This window comes from Colwellia sp. KS18-150 (assembly GCF_057551365.1).
This window is the reverse complement of sequence record NZ_BAAJMC010000018.1, coordinates 1-18,346: the sequence shown is the minus strand read 5'-3', so window position 1 is coordinate 18,346 and position 18,346 is coordinate 1. Positions and strand designations below refer to the sequence as shown.

Sequence of the window (18,346 nt, the reverse complement as noted above, 5' to 3'; positions counted from 1 at the left end):
TTATAGTAACTCACTTACTTAACTCTTCCGTACCTATCTTCAAAGCGCACAATATCATCTTCACCCAAATAACTACCTGATTGCACTTCAATCATTTCAAGTGGAAGCTTACCTGGGTTTTCTAATGCATGGACAACACCGATAGGGATGTAAGTAGACTGATTCTCACTTAGTAAAATGGTTTCATCATCTAGAGTGACTTTGGCAGTACCTGAAACAATTATCCAATGTTCAGCTCTATGATGATGCATTTGCACCGATAATTTTGCTCCTGGATTAACAGTAATACGTTTAACTTGAAAACGTTCGCCATTATCAACACTGTCATACTTACCCCAAGGGCGATAGACTTCACGATGTAATGTAGATTCCGAGCGTTTATTTGCTTTCAGCTCGTTTACGATCCCCTTCACATCTTGTACTTTATCTTTATTTGCAATAAGCACCGCATCTGGTGTATCAATGACCACAAGATTATCGACACCTAAGGTAGTAATTAATTTATTTTGGCTATGGATATAACTGTTGCTAGTATTATGGGCAATAACATCCCCTTTAATGACGTTATTATCTGAATTTTGCTCACATACTTCCCAAAGCGCAGAGTAAGAGCCTACATCACTCCAACCCGCATCAAGTGGAACTACTACCGCATCTTCAGTTTTTTCCATTACCGCATAATCAATAGACTCATCAGCACATTGTAAAAAAGCTTCACTATCGGGGCGAGTAAAGTCTAAATCTTTACTTACCTTTGCCATCGCATCTTGGCAAGACTTTAGGATATCAGGTCTAAATTTTTCTAACTCTTCAAGATAACGACTTGCTTTAAATAAAAACATGCCGCTATTCCATAAATAATCACCCGACTCTATGTAATTTTGAGCCTTTTCCGCATTAGGCTTTTCAACAAACTGAGCAACTTGATAAACACCATTACCTTTAGTGTCACCTTGTTTGATATAACCATACCCCGTTTCTGCATGGGTTGGCACAATACCAAAAGTAACTAATTTACCTTGTTGAGCTGCTGCAGTGGCTATATTTACTGATTGATGAAACTTTTCTGTGTCTTTAATGACATGATCAGCCGCCAAAACTAATAACAAGGCATCATCATTACTGGCTAATGCATTAATTGCAGCAAGTGCTACAGCCGGAGCCGTATTTCTACCTTGGGGCTCGAGGAGAATGCTCGCCTGTTGACAGTCAACTTGCTTCACTTGTTCCGCGACTAAAAATCGATGATCTTCATTACAAATAAACATAGGCGATTGATGATTAACAGGTAAACGCGCCACAGTGTCTTGCAGCATACTGGTATCATTAACCAATGGTAAAAACTGTTTAGGGAATTGAGAACGAGATAGTGGCCATAAACGTGTACCACTGCCACCACACATGATGACAGGTGAAATTTGTACTGAAGATGCCGATTGACTCATTGATATTCCATTAAATATAGATAAAAACGTAATGGCACAATAATAAGCTAAGACAAGTTATATTGGAACCGTGAAGTAAAAGAGAATACAACACCACATTCACTTCAATAATTTTTGATCAACCGTATTAATCTGCAAATGGAGTGTTCTAATTTATTCTGATAGGCGCTGAATAAATTGAGAAGTTATTTTTGCTACTTGATTTTTAAACTCATGCGATGAAAAAGTATGATCAGCTTCAATTAATCGATGTACTTCATTGCTTTTATTTCTTAGCTTTTTCCACGCTTTATCAGTTTTAGTATGCTGATCAAATTCTCTCGCCGTTAAATCTGCACCACTTAAAATTAAACAGCTTTTTCCTTGAAAGGTTTTTAGCCCTGATAACATGCGACTTTGATAGCTTGTCGCTTCATGCGTTGTGATTTGCCTACTATCTTTTGCAAAGCTTTTTGCTTCACGTGCACTTTCAGATAGTTTCACTTTACCTTTTAAAAGTTTTTTCCAGAAACTTTTCGATTTCAGGCGCTGAAGGTAATAGTATTTCAACATAGTCTTCCCCATCGCCTTTTCACTTCTTAGCCATGGGTTGAGTAATACTAAGCCACTAACACGAGCATCTTGATTAGCATAAATTAATGCTGCAGACGCCGCATCACAAAGACCCCAAATAACGACCTTTTGCAAATGCGGCAGGGCATTGAAAAAAGCATCTATTGCGGCTTTAATATCAATACTTATGTCATCAAAAGCTTTTTTCTGACCACAACTATCACCCATACCGGTATGATCAAAACGAAAAGAACTTATACCTTGCTGGGCTAAAGTACGAGAAAGTTGTAAAAACTGTCTATGGCTTCCCACTCTATACTGTGGACCACCAACAACAATGAGTACCCCAGTAGAAATTTCTTTTCCTCCCTCATGGCAAATAGCTAGTAGCTCTTGCTCATTAACTGAAAAACTTAATGCTGTTTCTGGCATTGTTAACATAACGCTTCCATCGTTAATCGTTCTAATTCAGGTAAGGAGAAAATTTCAGGCACCTGCCAAAAAGGGGGGCAATCAACACAATGAAGATTAATTTTTTCATTATCCCAGCTTGAAATGAGACGTTGTATTGCTGGCGTAGGTTCATTGGCTGCTAACTCAAACAAATCAATATCAGTGATAGGCTGAAAGCCTGACTTAACTTGCAATAACTCAATTGAATTTAACATTGCCTTTGTGAGTAAATACCCTGCAATTTCAACATTTTCACCTTCCAAAATTTGCTCTCGCCAATTAATTTTTTCTGTTGGGCTAGTCATAATGCTTTTTGCTTGCTTGAGCCGTAAGAATTGTCCAGCAAACAATTTACCGTTGGTGACAGGTTTCCATAACAACTGTTTAATTATCGGTAAATTCTGGTGTAGTCTCTCTTGATGGTTTAATAATAACAAGGCACCAAAACGAACGCCCCACAAGATAATTTTTGATACACCTTGCTCTTGTATAAACCGGCCAGCCTCAATAATATTCTCAAGCCAAATATCGGTATTTGTTTGCTCAAATTCCCCTTCACTATCACCAGTACCATAATAGTCAAGAATAAAGCATGGCAAAGCTTGTCTAGCAAAACGTTGTGCTTGTTTGGCTACCACAGCACGAGAATAATTCATTTCTTCGGTAATCGAAGGTAGACACAATATTGCAGTGTCGCCTCTCACGTCACCAAACTGAGTTAAAAATACTCGCCCCTGTGAACTTGTAATAAAATGGCCAGCAAGCATTAATTTACGCTACTTTTTGCTGAATAAAATGAGTTAAGCTGCCAAAAGTCTCAAAAACCTCAGCACTCACTTCATCATCTTCAATGATCAAGCCATAATGCTCTTCAATCAAGGTCAAAACACCCACAATAGCCATAGAGTCAAACTCTGGGATAGCGCCTAATATTTCAGTTTCATCGCACCAACTATCAACCTCGTCTAGTTGCAGTGCTGTTTTTAGAATACTTTTCGTTTCTTGCTGTATTGACATTATTTTCCTTCATCTGTTTTTGTGAGCAATCGCTTAACTTTAACACCTAGCTTATTATACAAAGCTAACAAAGCTCCGGTAAAACTTCGCTCATTATATATCTGCATTGTCGCTCGTTGACGCTTTTTATCCATCCAATCTTGTTTGTAAGTTTCATTGCCCATACCAAATTCGATACAAGTCACTTTATCATCATCGATAACATGTTTTGTTAAAAACATCGACAAGATAGAGCCGACAGAAAAAGATGCGTATGCGGGATCATAAGCTAACTTAAAAATAGAGGCGGTACTACTTTGTAAGAACCATAATTGCACAGCCGCAACTTGACCATCAATTAATAACAGTCCCATTCGCATTTTATTTTGATTGCAGGCATCAATGCATACTTGTTTAATAAAGTCATAACTGGCTTCTTCACCTTTCCAACTAAGTTGATACACGCGTTTATAATCAGAAAAATATCGTTCAAAATCTGCAGTTTCAGAAACAAGCTTAAGCTCGTACGCATGTGCTTTGGCTAGTTTTTTTTCTTTACGTGTAATGGTGTTTTTAAGCTGGCTTGGCCTTTGAGAGTCATAGTGTTGAAAATCTTCTATGTTTGCACTGTACCAATTTTCTGCAATAGCATAAGTCTGATGATGACGACTCAGGTTAGCAATCATCTCTGCAAGACTCTCTTCAATAGGCCCTAATAGCATTTTCTGCCAAGCATTATTTTGTTTAATTGCTGAAAATAGCAGCGAAAAATAATCTAAAGGGGTAGCCATGGTCTCGTCATCACAACTTTCAAAACCTGCCAACAGCTCAACATCAACGAGGTCATTCAAGCCATTTGCTACATCATCTTGAAAAACAATAGGAGAAGTAACCGAGGAATAAAAGCTTGTTAAAGAGTTAATACTTTTAAGATAAGGTGTTTCTTTATGAAGAAGCGGCCAAGCGAACAGGGTTTTCGCTTTTGTATCTTCGTTGACAGCAATTAAAACATGCACCAACACTTGCTCGTTACTGGTACACATATATTTGGCAGTAGCTGCCAACCAAGCAGGTGTTAACTCAAAAAGAGTAATAGACGCATCATTACCATTAACTGCTTTTACAAAAACACTTAAAGGTAATTTTGCGTAATAAAAACTCATATTTATAATGAATTAGAGTGACAGTGATTTGAGGTATTCTTTAAATTCTGCACCTAAGTCATTATGACGTAGTGCATATTCAACATTGGCTTTCATATAACCCATTTTAGAGCCACAATCATGCGACTTTCCGGTCATATTAAAGGCTTCAACTGTTTCTATTTTCATTAAACTGGCAATAGCATCGGTAAGTTGTATTTCGTTACCAGCACCTGGTGGCGTAAACTCTAATAAATCCCAAATAGGTGCAGATAATACGTACCGACCAACAACAGCCAGATTTGATGGCGCTTCATCAACAGGAGGTTTTTCAACAACAGCAGTCATCGCTGCTGATTCCCCTGCTTCAATAGTTTTCCCACCACAATCGACAACACCGTAATTACTCACTTGTTCCATTTCGACTGGCTCAACCATGATCTGACTACAAGCTGTATCTTCAAATCGGGCCAGCATAGCCGCTAAATTTTCAGTTTTTAATTGGTAGCTAGCATCATCTAAAATAACATCAGGTAACACAACAGCAAAAGGCTTATCACCTATAATTGGACGAGCTTTTAATACCGCATGACCCAAACCTTTAGCTTCACCTTGACGAACATGAATGATGGTGACATCTTTTGGACAAATAGCCTGAATCTCATCAAGTAATTGGCGTTTTACACGGTTTTCTAAAGTTGTTTCTAACTCGAAAGATTTATCAAAATGATTTTCAATAGCATTTTTTGAAGAATGCGTAACAAGTACAATCTCTTTAATACCTGCGTTAACACACTCATTAACAATATACTGAATTAATGGTTTATCAACTATAGGTAACATTTCTTTCGGAATTGCTTTTGTTGCTGGTAACATTCTTGTACCTAAACCAGCAACAGGGATAACAGCTTTTGTAATTCGATTTGTCATATCCATCTCTTTTAATCTAATTATTTTTGTTTATAGAATTCTCTATACCATTTAACAAAGTTATCAACGCCTTTCTCAACGCCCATACTAGGACGATATGAAGTCGCTTCAAATAAGTCTTCTACTTCAGCATAGGTTTGATAAACATCACCCGCCTGCATTGACATCATATTTTTATTGGCTGTTAACTCTAATGAATTCTCTAAAGCTTCAATGAAAGACATTAGTTTAACCGGATTGCCATTACCAATATTAAAAACTCGATACGGGGCAGAGCTTTGCGCTGCACTGCCAGATTCTACTTGCCAATCAGGGTTCTTGTTAGGAATAACATCTTGTATGCGCATTATACCTTCAACAATATCATCAATATAAGTGAAGTCTCGGCGCATGTCGCCATTGTTATATACGTCTATGGGATTACCTTCAACGATGGCTTTGGTGAACTTAAACAATGCCATATCAGGACGTCCCCAAGGACCATACACGGTAAAAAACCTTAACCCTGTTGTCGGAACATCATAAAGGTGAGAATAGGTATGAGACATTAACTCATTAGATTTTTTTGTCGCTGCGTATAAAGAGATAGGATGATCGACACTATCTGTTGTCGCAAATGGAACCTTATTATTCAAACCATAAACAGAGCTAGAAGAAGCATAAACTAAATGCTCAACCTTGTTATGACGACACCCTTCAAGAATGGTTAAATGTCCTACCAAGTTAGAATCAGCGTAAGCTAATGGATTATCAATGGAATAACGAACACCAGCTTGCGCGGCAAGATGAATAACACGGTTAAACTGCTCTGTAGCAAATAAGTTAGCTATACCTTCGCGATCAGCCAAGTCCATTTTAACAAAAGTAAATAATGGCAAGTTAGCGAGTTCATCTAGTCGTGCTAGCTTTAAATTTACATCGTAATAATCATTAAGGTTGTCAATACCAACAACTTCGTGACCTTGCTCACATAGTCGTTGCGCAACATAGAAACCAATAAATCCTGCTGCACCTGTCACTAAAAACTTCATTGTTATACCTTAATAATTATACTTTTTTAACGCTTTCACCACGACCAATAGCGTAATAAGCAAAGCCACGTTGCTTTAATAACTCAGGATCATATAAATTACGTCCATCAACAATCACTTGATGGGATAACGCTTTAGCTATCAAGTCAAAATCAGGCGCTCTAAATTGGCTCCACTCGGTACAAACAACGAGAGCATCAGCGCCACTTAACGCAGACTCTTTAGTACCAACTAGTGATAGGTCATCTCTTACACCATAAATTCGTTGACACTCTTCCATTGCTTCAGGGTCATAAGCTTGCACTTTAGCGCCAGCTTTCCATAAAGATTCCATTAACACCATAGACGATGCTTCACGCATATCATCTGTTTGTGGTTTAAATGACAAGCCCCAAACAGCCACAGTTTTACCGGCTAAATCACCTTTAAAATAATCATTTAAATTATTAAATAGTTTTTGTTTTTGAGCATAGTTAACCGTTTCAACGGCTTCCAATAATGCTGGAGTATAATCAATACCATGAGCTGTACGCACTAATGCCTGTACATCTTTTGGAAAACAAGAGCCACCGTAACCACAACCTGGATAAATAAATTGATAACCAATACGGGAATCTGAGCCGATACCATGACGTACGGCTTCAATGTCAGCACCTAACAACTCAGCTAAGTTAGACATTTCATTCATAAATGAAATTTTAGTGGCTAGCATACAGTTAGCTGCATATTTAGTTAATTCTGCAGAGCGTACATCCATAAAAATCATGCGATCATGATTACGATTAAATGGGGCATATAATTCACGCATTATAGCGCGAGAGCTTTCTTTGCTCGTACCAACAACGATACGATCCGGCTTCATACAGTCATTAACTGCAGCGCCTTCCTTTAAAAATTCGGGGTTTGAAACTACATCAAAATCAAGATCAAGATTTCTTGAAGAAAGCACTGAAGCAACTTTATCAGTTACCTTATCGGCAGTACCTACTGGTACAGTTGATTTATCAATGATAATTTTAGCTTCATCCATATGAGTAGCAATAGTTTCTGCTACAGCTAACACATATTTTAAATCAGCAGAGCCATCTTCATCTGGCGGTGTTCCTACCGCGATAAACTGAACTGCACCATGTTTTACGCCTTCAGCAGCATCAGTGGTAAACTTTAACAGCCCATTTTTATAAGTTTCTTGCACTAAAGGTGTTAGCCCAGGCTCGTAAATTGGAATATTACCTTTTTTTAGCTCTTCAACTTTAGCGTCATCAATATCAACACAAACTACATCATGGCCAACTGACGCTAATACTGCAGCTTGAACTAAACCAACATAACCTATACCAAATACGGTAACCTTCATTATCTATCCTTATTAAACAAACTAATGTAATCTCTCATTTCTTGAGTTGATATTTGATCTTTATTACTCACTAAATGCTATAATTTCAATTACGCGTACATCTTAAATAATATTCATTAAAAGAACAAAGCTTTTCCACTATATTACTTTCACCTGTGTGTGATTATAACTGCGTTAATAAAAAATTAAGCAAGGATGAAATGATGTGTCGTGTTAAATTTGATGAATAAATATCTCACTTTTCTTATATTACTTACTGTCTCGGTTAGCACTCTAGCTAACAAAGAAGTGTTTTCAACCAGTAAGTCAGTTCTTCAACGTATCTTTGAGCAATGTAGAAGCCTAAATAACTGCCCTGATTATTTTAAATCACCACCCAATGCTATTAATATCGCTCCGGCTAGCAAACATATAAATAGTAAAAACATGCCCTCCACAAAAGGGCATGGCGAAACACTTGCTCCAATAAAGAAAAAGAACAATCTATTCCCTATAAAAAACCTATTAACTACTTTTGAGGTTAAAGAGTCTGCAAGTGTGGGAGCAAATAGCTACCCCATTTCTGCAGTTATACCCGTAACTTATGGGAAACACCATAAAACAGACTCTTTCTACCTATTAGATGCGTTGGGTAATATTATTCCTGCGCAGTTTGAAGTTTTAAATAGGTGGTGGGGTAAAGACAATTCTATTCGTCATTTATTAGTCAACCTAAATGTAACTATAAAACCTTTTGTTACTGGTAAACCTAATTCAGGCATCAATGAATACGGTTTGTACTCGAATAGTGAACCTGCAACAAATAAAAAAATTGAATTAAAAAACCTATTACCAAAACACCCTGTATCCATTAAGGATACTACTAATAAGATCATAATAAATAATGACATTACCCGTATAGAGATATCAAAATATCCATTAGAGATTATGACTCCCGCAGGTAAATTAAAATCAATTTTTCAAAGAGAAAATAACACAATAGATCATTCATTCAACCATGAGAACATCAGCTTTACTGTTGAAGAAAATGGTCCTATGCGCACCGTATTAAAAATATCCGCTTTAACACGATACAATAATCCTACCGATATTAAACATGGCTGGGCCTTAAGAATATATAGTTATGCCAATTCATCAATAGTAAAAATGGATTTTCAACTACAAAATTCTGCCCTAAACACTTCAAAATCAGCTCCTTTATATTTCAGCGGCCATACACTGTCACTGGATAATTTTATCAGTAAAGAGCCACAAGAAATTAAAACTGACATCATACCTAAAACCAATATTGACCAATTACCTTTAGGCGTTATTCAAGGGGTTAATGCAACAGTAATATTAAAAGATTTTTGGCAAAGATTCCCCAATGGCCTTGCCGTAGATAGCGCTAACCAACTAAAAGTAGAGTTATGGCCCTCATGGTCAAAGCAATTTTTCAATGATAAGTTTGTTGAGGCAGATATATACTGGCTTGATGATATGAAGCAGGTTTACAAGGAAGTATTATTCGACTTTGCCAAAAATCAAACTAAAGAAATGGCTACAAATTTAGCCAAAACGTTTCAGTACCCTCCTGTAGCAGTGATCCCGCAACAACATTACGCGAAAACTAAAGCATCATTGGCCTTTAATGGAGCTTTTCCAGAAATTTCCATAGCTAAAAGTAAATCAAGAACTCCACATTACACAAAAGCTGACTATGACTCTAATAGTTATAAATTTGGTATGGATAACTTTGGGATTGATTTAAATAGAAAGCATAAAACTAATGGTACTGGTGGTTGGCCGTATTCAAAACAACAGTTTTTTATCAGTGGCAACCCTGCTCACTACTATAACGCGCAAAATTTCGCGAAAGCTGAATTAAATATACGACCTCAATGGCTATCTGGTTACCAAGACAACACGCACTATGAATTACTGCAACTTTCGACCAACCCATATGGCGGTAATTCATGGCGACAATTTCGTGGGCACAATTACTCAACCACAACTAGAAAATACATCGAAGGCACAAAGCAATCAGCGCGACCAAGAGACGATCAACATGCTTGGTTTTATCATATGGAACATGCTTATTTAATGTCAGGTAATAAATGGATTAAAGATTGGTACCAATTTATGAGTGAATTCAAGAAAATTTATCTCAGTGAAAGAGACCCTTTCCCCGACAGAAGCCATAGGGCTGAAGGTCAAGCGATAGCCATTGCTATGGCAGCCTACAAATACACGGGTAATAAATCGTTAAAGCATTATTTAGAAAACTATATTCAAAAAGTGCACGCTAAATATTTATCACCACCACACCAAGTTAGAGGTTTTAAAGGAAAAATAGCGGGCTATCAGCTAGGTTTTTTATTGAGATCATTCATTGATATATACACTGAGTTTCCTAACAATATAAGCACGCTAAATATTATAAGAAACTATGTTGAATGGAATTATCAATATGGTCAATTCAGCTACTACAAGTCTGCCACCAATAACAAGGTGCCTACTAAGGCATCTGGAACTGCACTCACTTTGGTTGACCCCATTATTTGGTTTGCAATGGAAACAAGCCAACTCAAATATGCTAAACATGCTAAAAACTATGTTGAATCAGGTATAGGTGGTGTTAAACCCTATGGAAAATGGTTGCAGTGGACGGGACAATACGAAGGAGTTATGTATCATTATTACAAGCAATATAATCCAGTAAAACCATTACTAGTGATTAAGTAATGGGCAAGGGGTTATCCATTGACAAATTGAGGCTGGGAAGAAGGGGAATTCCGGCATTTCGGCTTCGCTACGGGAAGAAAAATAATAATTTTGTTCTTCTTCTATACCTGAGTCTTTATTAACGATCAGGTTATTTTTAATTTCTACCTCTGTCTGCATATCACCTGCTGCTAGCAATATATTTTTTTTAATTCTTTCCAAAAGCATAATATTGTCAGTTAATACAACTTTATTTTCTTCATGCTTAATACCTTCCAAACCATAACCTATCGCTTGTCCATTTACAGATAAGTGCCCCTGATGTAAAAAAGAGTGATGGACTGTCAGTAAACCACCATTTGAAATATCAATTAGCCTGCTATCATTTTCTTCCATTGAGCTAATCAAAGAATTGGCAATATAAGTTTCTTGTCCTCGGTTTTTTATAGCATGACCTTCATCTTTAGTGGCTAAAAAAAGGCTGTTCTGTATATATAGTCTTGCTTTATTACTGTAGATCCCATGAGCTCTCCCGGCTTTGCCAAGTTGCTCAAATCGGCTATCACTAATATAAATAGAGCCTTCGGTTTTAGCTGTTTCAAGGATACCATTCTCACTATGGTGAAAATATACATGCTCTAACGTAAGTCCTACTCCTTCTTGGCGAACACAAGCACCATTTTTATCTTTTACAGCAACGAAACGACATTCTATATTCTTAATCGTTAAGTTATTCCCTTGGCTAACAATAAACCCTTTACCTTTGTGTGCCGCTTTTTCAAAAACCACATGTCCAAAACCAATAATAGTTATATCATTTTTATCTATTGCGAAAGGGTGAGTGTAAGTCCCATCATAAAACTGAAGTTCGTCACCTGATTTTAACGACTTAATAGCCAACTCTACCGAAGAAAAATTAATGCCATTTACGGCTACTTGTTGGTGTTTTTTAGAGGGGTTTTCAAAAGATTTCCATGGTTTTATAATGTCTGCTACTTGTTGTTTAGTTGTTACCGTAGAAAATTTTTCTAACTCCATTTCTGCTGATTTGTTGTAATAATAATTTACAGGTAACGCGGCAATTTTACTTAAAATACTAGGTTGCCAAATAAAAAAGCATATAAGTAATGTATTCGCAACAACCCCAGTATAAACAAAGTAGTTAAATAGTTTTGCTTTCATATAACTACTCACTTTTACCCATAAATTTAAATTTACGATTAGGATTGGTTAAGTTAACTTTGCCCTTACAAAAGGCTCTCTCTGCAAATGCTCCAATATAGGGTTCAATATTCACTTTCAAACAAAAGTCCTTTTCAGGCAAACCGACGCTTTGTTTTTCTAGTTCAGTTTTATTTGAACTAGTGGCTGAATTTATCCAAGTAAAATCACCATTTGCCGGCGCATAAAAATAATCATTTAGGCCGTCATCTGCGGTTAACCATTTCAAAGGTAATACAATGTTATTTTGGCTTTCAATTATTTCACCATCATTTCTTTTAGCTATTCGGCCAGAAATAACATTTCTATTTATTATAGCTGAGCTCTCTTTAAATCGAACATCAATGCCCACTGAATTATATAAAGTATTATTAACAATGCTAGATTTAGCGGCCTTATTTAGATAAACCCCCACATCATTTGCGCAGTTCATAATAATATTATTATTGATAACCCCATAAGCATGTTCAAAAGCATTATTGTCTCTATGTATTGCTCTAGCAGACCCACCACCACCTAAAGATAAACCGATAGCGATACTTTTTTCCTGTAAGTTGGCATTACACATAACTAAATTTCGAGAAAATTCACCGTATTTTGAGCCTCCTTTAAAAAAAGCGCCGTAACTCACTCTGTTACCTTTAGCCTTAATAAAGTCAAAAATAAAGTTTTCATGAACTTGCCAGTAATCCGCATGCATTAAATCTATAGGTGTTACAGGATTAGCAGTACGGCGAGCACTAGTGTTGTAAAAAGTATTATTTAAAACTTTACCATGATCCGGATAACTGCCTTTTAAGCCATTGATTTTAATCGCCGCATTAAAGTCCTGAAATATATTATTTTCAAAAGTTACATGATGCCCATCGCCAACCACATGAAAAGCATGTTCACAATCAGAATGTTTTACACATTCACCCACTAAATGAAGATTTTGAAAGTGCCAAAAAGGTGAGGTAACTAAAAAACCTTCTCCTCGCAATTTCAGTGTTACCTCTCCTAGCTTTTTAGCGATTAATTTAATTGGCGCATTTTGCAAACCAACATTCTGTATTTTTATTCGTGACTGTTTTATCGAATATTCACCCGGCAATAACTCTATTACATCACCTGGTTGTGCTGCCGCTAACGCTTTGAGTAACATTTTTGTAGAAAAGACTTTTATTGTTGAGTCTATCTCAACATCCCTCTCAATAGTGTTTGCGCCTACACCTTGCCAATTCAAAGGCTCTACAACATAGCTATAATTAATATTTTTTTTCCAATCTGAAACAGAAGTGAGTAATGGGTTTAAGAAAGGGGCAATATTAGGGTTGTTTTTATTTATCTTTGCATAGGTTTTTTCAGCAAACAGAGGTAACGGTAGGTTTGAATCAAGAATCGTCTTTAAACTAAAAGCTCCTAAAACTGCAATAGCTATATGCAAGAATACTCCCGAAATAAACAAATATCTTTTTAATTGATTTGAGAAGTACTGTTTAACAATCATAACTTACACAAGAAACATTTAGGCTTTATTTTTATTTTACTGTATTTAACAATAATTACAGTGATTTTATTTATGCTCACACTTTTTACTTTCTATCTCATGGCTAAATAACATGATAGAATTTAGCCAAAATACTGCTACAAAATAACTCAAATGGACCCCTATGCCTGAAACAACAGGAACAAAAGTATTTTCAGGCGCTATCTTAATGGTTCTACTTCGCCTTACAATCAAGTTTATTGGCTTATTTAGCACTATGATTTTGGCAAGAGTTCTCGTTCCAGAGGATTTCGGCCTAGTTGCAATAGCAATGACAATTTTTGCTTTTTTTGAGTTATTAAATGCATTTGGGTTTGATATGGCCCTAATACAAAACCAAAAATCGACAGATGATGATTACAACTCGGCTTGGTCAATCCAAGTAATATTTGGCATCATTGCCACCATACTAATGCTCTCCTCTGCAATGCCCGTTGCTAATTACTTTCAGGACGAAAGGCTCTTTAATTTAATTTGTGTGCTTGCATTATTATTTTTAATTCAATCGTTTAATAATATAGGTATTGTTAATTTCAGGAAGAACTTTCACTTTAAATCTGAGTTTAAATACCAGCTAATCAGCAAGATCATAAGCACTATAATAACTATTTCATTGGCCCTATATTTAAAGTCTTATTGGGCTCTAATTATAGGCATGTTGTCATCTAAATTAATGAGTTTAGTCTTATCCTATTTGATGTGTGATTACCGACCTCGTTTTTCATTAATTAAATGGAAGAAGATTTTTAGATTTTCAAAGTGGTTACTTATCAATAATTTACTTTTTTTCTTAAATGGTCGACTGCAAGATTTAATTGTAGGTAAAATGATCAATCCTCAAGCAGTTGGTACCTTCACAGTCAGCCGGGAAGTTGCCACATTAACGACTACAGAATTAATTGCCCCTATAAACAGAGCAACCTTCCCTGGTTATGCAAAAGTATCTTCTGATAAGAGTAAATTACAGGGCTTATATCTAAACATTGTATCATCAATCGCATTGTTAGCTATTCCAGCTGGTGTTGGCATATCTATATTAGCTCCTTTACTGGTGCCATTAATGCTAGGAGAACAATGGCAAGCTACTGTGATATTAATTCAGTTTATGGCCATTTCGAGTATCACTGGTGCCTTAAACACCAACAACGGTTATGTATATATGGCATTAAATAAGCCACGTATCACTACAGCACTATTCACCTTCAGACTGATACTCTATATCCCTTTGTTATTTGTTTTCCTGCAACACTTTGGTTTAGTTGGTGCTGTATATGCTCAACTTTGCATTACTAGCGTTATGTTTATTCTAGGGGTAACTGTTGCCTGTAAACAAATGAACCTAAAAATAACTCATTATCCAAAAATAATTATACGGCCATTACTCTCAAGCTTATTAATGTTTTTTGGTCTCAAATTTGGGATGAACGAGCACATCAATTGGTTTGAAATTGATACCCTACCTTTAATTGGATATACTTTTTTCTACACTATATTAGGCATATTTATTTATGTAAGTACGCTAATACTATTGTGGATATTTTCTGGCAAACCAGACTCCGCAGAAAGAAAACTATTTGATAAATTTATCACACTACTACAATCAAAATTAAGGTTACCCGGCAACAATGCGGAACAGAAGTAGAAAAAAAAGTGGCTATTTAATATCTCTGCCTTGGCAATTAACTCATGCAGGCGGAGTAAATGAAGTGGTCAAAAATTTGTTGTGTCAACTATCTAAAGTAGAAGGCATTCAACCTGTTTTGCACAACAATATTTGGCACAAATGCGCTTCTACTGAGGAATACCCTCAACTAATATCACCATTAATCGAAAAGCCAAATAATTTTTTATCAAAAATAAAATATTATTTATTTCAATACCCTAAAATGTTATTAACATGGTTTTTTTATATTAAAAAACACAACATCACGGTCATTAATGTGCATTACCCGACAGGTTCCTCCACCTTTTTTAGCACGTTAAAAAAAATATTTGGTGACAAAATATCACTCATTATCTCTCTTCACGGTTTAGATGTTAAAGACATCATAGACAACAAGGGTAATCCATCTTGGGGATGCTTTTTTGAACAAGCCGATCATATTGTTAGTTGTTCTCATTACTTAAAATCAAAATTCTTGCAACACTTTCCATATAGTGCCAATAAGTCTACCTACATCCACAATGCTATTGATGCTGACATACTTCAATCTGAGTTATTATCTGGAAAGTCGGTATTTACAGAATCCACCCCTTATATTGTAAATGTCGCTACTTTTGAGCATAAAAAAGGGCAAGATATATTAATTGATGCCTTTATCCAATATAGACAAAGTCAACCTGAAAGCCCTCTTTCCCTTGTATTAATAGGAAGAGATACAAGCTATTTGACCCAGTTAGAAGCACAAATAAGCAAACACAATGCCCAGAGCTATATTAAAATATTTACTAACGTACCGCACCAACATACGATGGCAACAATTAGTAATGCACAACTTTTCGTATTACCCTCTAGAGAAGAGCCTTTTGGCATCGTTTTATTAGAAGCGGGTTTTGTCAACGTTCCGGTTTGTGCTCATAATACTGGGGGGATTCCTGAATTTATTGAACATAAAAAAACAGGTGTGTTAATAAACCCAAACGATATTAATTCATGGTATGCGCTTTTTAAAGACTATGAGAAACTAGATACATCAACATATTCAAAAAACTTAAAATCGTTGATACATAATAAATATTCTTGGCATTTAGTCACATTAGAATACCTAGAATTAGCAAAAGGAAGTAAAAAATGAAAACAATTGCCGTTATTTTAGCTGGAGGCATGGGAGCTCGTTTCGGTCAAAACCAACCGAAACAATTTGCAAAGTTAGCCGGTCTCAACGTAATAGACCATACAATAAAAGCATTCAATGATTCAGATTATATTGATGAAATAATCATAATTATTAAAGATGGTTATGAAACTCAAATAGAAGAAATTACCAACAAGCAGGCTTTTCATAAAGTTTCAAAAATACTACTGGGTGGTAAAGAGCGCAGCGACTCTTCTTTAGCTGCAATCAACGCTTTATCATTAGAAAAAGATTCAGGCAATTACAATATTTTATTTCATGATGCCGTACGCCCTTTTGTTGATGATATTATTATTCAACGATGCGTTGATGCACTAAGCCATTACAACGCTATAGATGTTGCCATTGATACCGCAGACACAATAATTCAATGCGAAAACGATTTAATCACCAACATTCCTGTACGCAGTAATTTAAGAAGGGGGCAAACGCCTCAAGGTTTTAAATTAAAAACCATTAAAAGTGCTTATCAACTTGCCATATTAGATGAAAACTTTACAACTACAGATGACTGTGGAGTAGTATTTAAGTACCTACCAGATGAGCCAATTTATGTGGTTCGTGGTAAAGAAGAAAATATTAAAATAACTCACGAACAAGATATCTTTCTTGCTGACCGTCTATTTCAATTACAAACCATACAAGAGAACAACACGAGATCTGATGAGTTTAACCATAAGTTTTTTGCTGGTAAAGTTCTGGTGGTTTTTGGGGGAAGTTATGGCATAGGTAATGATTGTGCCACTATCGCAGAAAAATTTGGCGCTAAGGTATTTTCTTTTAGTCGCAGCACTACGAATACAAACATTGAAAATTCTTCTTCAGTTACGAAAGCTTTAAAACAGGTTTATGATGAAACAGGAAAAATTGATTATATTATCAATACTGCAGCGATTCTAATCAAAAAACCTTTACAAAGTATGTCTCACAAAGAAGTATTAGATTCACTCAATGTTAACTATTTAGGGGTTGTGAACATTGCCAAAGCTTCAGAATCATACTTAGAGGAATCCAAAGGTAGTTTATTACTTTTCACATCTAGTTCATACACTCGCGGAAGAGCGCATTATTCCCTATATTCATCTAGTAAGGCTGCCGTTGTTAATTTTACTCAGGCAATGGCTGAAGAATGGGCACATAAAGGTATTAAAATTAACTGCATAAACCCACAACGTACTAAAACACCAATGCGTATAGCAAATTTTGGCAATGAACCTGACAATAGCTTACTAAGCTCTCAAATGGTTGGAGAAAAGTCATTAGCGGTTCTAGCTTCAAACTATACTGGGCAAGTGGTTGATGTAAAGTTACCTGACTAGCTGTTATTGCAAAGCCAATAACACACTATTTAAATTGTAAAATATTTAGTTAATATCATTGTATAAATTACAAACCAAGACAACCAAAGCAACTTATATTAGGGAAAACATGAATACAAAGAACTTAGCATGGTGGGATTCTGATAACTTTGGAGACGCTTTAAATCCATATATCTTTAAAGCTTTTGGAGTAAACACAAATTACAGTCAAAGTAACACTGCCGATATTTTAGCGCTTGGCTCAGTTTTAGAGAGGTTATTCCAAGGTGCTCATACAAAAAATGAAACATTCTTTTCCTCCGAGCCAATCGATGTTTGGGGCTCAGGTATTCACTTTGAATCAGGAAAGCATATCGAGCAACCAGATACTGTAATACCTGAACAATTAATCCGTGATGTGAACCTCTTAGCTTTAAGGGGAAAAACATCAAAAGCTCGGATGGAAAAAATTTCAGGAAAACAACTGCCGGATACATTTCCACTTGGAGATCCTGGGTTATTACTTAATAGAATGGTTAAAGGAAGTAAAACAAAAAAATATGATTTAGCAATAGTAGCTCACTTTTTTGATAGCTCTTCAGATTTAATTTTAGAAATTAAGAAAAACATACCTAATAGTATTATTATCGATGTCAAAGCTGATCCTATTTACTTCATAAAGAAACTAACTCAAAGTAGAGCTCTTATTTCAACTGCAATGCATCCTCTAATAGTTGCAGATGCATATGGAATTCCAAACATTTGGGCTAAAACTAATAATGAAAAAATATCTTCATATAAATTTGAAGATTATTACTCCGTATTCAATATTTCA

Annotated in this window: 15 protein-coding genes; 5 read left to right on the top strand and 10 right to left on the bottom strand. The window is 35.9% G+C overall.

Annotated elements, in window-relative coordinates; translation table 11 throughout:
* Nucleotides 1-14 precede the first annotated feature (14 nt).
* From AC27IF_RS16285 to AC27IF_RS16250, 8 genes are all read right to left on the bottom strand, one after another.
* Nucleotides 15-1,445 (bottom strand): mannose-1-phosphate guanylyltransferase/mannose-6-phosphate isomerase, encoded by a 1,431-nt coding sequence (locus AC27IF_RS16285; protein ID WP_487055400.1) that lies wholly within the window; start codon nt 1,443-1,445, stop codon nt 15-17.
* A gap of 153 nt (nt 1,446-1,598) precedes the next feature.
* Nucleotides 1,599-2,438, bottom strand: a complete 840-nt coding sequence (locus tag AC27IF_RS16280) for a hydrolase 1, exosortase A system-associated (protein ID WP_487055399.1) — start codon at nt 2,436-2,438, stop codon at nt 1,599-1,601.
* Nucleotides 2,432-3,217 (bottom strand): alpha/beta hydrolase family protein, encoded by a 786-nt coding sequence (locus tag AC27IF_RS16275; protein ID WP_487055398.1) that lies wholly within the window; start codon nt 3,215-3,217, stop codon nt 2,432-2,434. Before AC27IF_RS16275 ends, AC27IF_RS16280 begins: the two co-directional genes overlap by 7 nt.
* 4 nt (nt 3,218-3,221) lie before the next feature.
* Nucleotides 3,222-3,467 (bottom strand): acyl carrier protein, encoded by a 246-nt coding sequence (locus AC27IF_RS16270; protein ID WP_487055397.1) that lies wholly within the window; start codon nt 3,465-3,467, stop codon nt 3,222-3,224.
* Complete coding sequence (locus AC27IF_RS16265) at nt 3,467-4,609, bottom strand: GNAT family N-acetyltransferase (protein ID WP_487055396.1); 1,143 nt, start codon at nt 4,607-4,609, stop codon at nt 3,467-3,469. Before AC27IF_RS16265 ends, AC27IF_RS16270 begins: the two co-directional genes overlap by 1 nt.
* Nucleotides 4,610-4,621: 12 nt before the next feature.
* Complete coding sequence (gene galU / locus AC27IF_RS16260) at nt 4,622-5,518, bottom strand: UTP--glucose-1-phosphate uridylyltransferase GalU (protein WP_487055395.1); 897 nt, start codon at nt 5,516-5,518, stop codon at nt 4,622-4,624.
* Between the two features lie 20 nt (nt 5,519-5,538).
* A complete protein-coding gene (locus AC27IF_RS16255; RefSeq protein ID WP_487055394.1) occupies nt 5,539-6,549 on the bottom strand; it encodes an NAD-dependent epimerase in 1,011 nt (336 codons plus the stop codon).
* 16 nt (nt 6,550-6,565) lie between these two features.
* The gene (locus AC27IF_RS16250) at nt 6,566-7,906 is read right to left on the bottom strand and encodes a UDP-glucose dehydrogenase family protein (RefSeq protein WP_487055393.1); all 1,341 of its coding nucleotides are present in this window, start codon (nt 7,904-7,906) and stop codon (nt 6,566-6,568) included.
* A gap of 222 nt (nt 7,907-8,128) precedes the next feature.
* Here AC27IF_RS16250 and AC27IF_RS16245 point away from each other — a divergent pair, with 222 nt between their 5' ends.
* On the top strand, nt 8,129-10,630 hold the full coding sequence (locus AC27IF_RS16245; RefSeq protein ID WP_487055392.1) for a hypothetical protein: 2,502 nt from the start codon (nt 8,129-8,131) through the stop codon (nt 10,628-10,630).
* Here AC27IF_RS16245 and AC27IF_RS16240 read toward each other — a convergent pair.
* Both AC27IF_RS16240 and AC27IF_RS16235 read right to left on the bottom strand, forming a co-directional pair.
* Nucleotides 10,616-11,791, bottom strand: a complete 1,176-nt coding sequence (locus AC27IF_RS16240; protein ID WP_487055391.1) for a right-handed parallel beta-helix repeat-containing protein — start codon at nt 11,789-11,791, stop codon at nt 10,616-10,618. The two genes, AC27IF_RS16245 and AC27IF_RS16240, sit on opposite strands and share 15 nt — an antisense overlap.
* A gap of 4 nt (nt 11,792-11,795) precedes the next feature.
* On the bottom strand, nt 11,796-13,256 hold the full coding sequence (locus AC27IF_RS16235; RefSeq protein WP_487055390.1) for a right-handed parallel beta-helix repeat-containing protein: 1,461 nt from the start codon (nt 13,254-13,256) through the stop codon (nt 11,796-11,798).
* A gap of 226 nt (nt 13,257-13,482) precedes the next feature.
* Here AC27IF_RS16235 and AC27IF_RS16230 point away from each other — a divergent pair, with 226 nt between their 5' ends.
* The 4 genes from AC27IF_RS16230 to AC27IF_RS16215 form a co-directional block, all read left to right on the top strand.
* Nucleotides 13,483-15,000, top strand: a complete 1,518-nt coding sequence (locus AC27IF_RS16230) for a lipopolysaccharide biosynthesis protein (protein ID WP_487055389.1) — start codon at nt 13,483-13,485, stop codon at nt 14,998-15,000.
* Nucleotides 14,984-16,153 (top strand): glycosyltransferase family 4 protein, encoded by a 1,170-nt coding sequence (locus tag AC27IF_RS16225; RefSeq protein ID WP_487055388.1) that lies wholly within the window; start codon nt 14,984-14,986, stop codon nt 16,151-16,153. The genes AC27IF_RS16230 and AC27IF_RS16225 overlap by 17 nt, the downstream gene beginning before the upstream one ends.
* A complete protein-coding gene (locus tag AC27IF_RS16220; RefSeq protein ID WP_487055387.1) occupies nt 16,150-17,532 on the top strand; it encodes an SDR family NAD(P)-dependent oxidoreductase in 1,383 nt (460 codons plus the stop codon). Before AC27IF_RS16225 ends, AC27IF_RS16220 begins: the two co-directional genes overlap by 4 nt.
* Before the next feature lie 109 nt (nt 17,533-17,641).
* On the top strand, nt 17,642-18,346 hold a 705-nt coding region (locus AC27IF_RS16215; protein WP_487055386.1), incomplete at its 3' end, for a polysaccharide pyruvyl transferase family protein.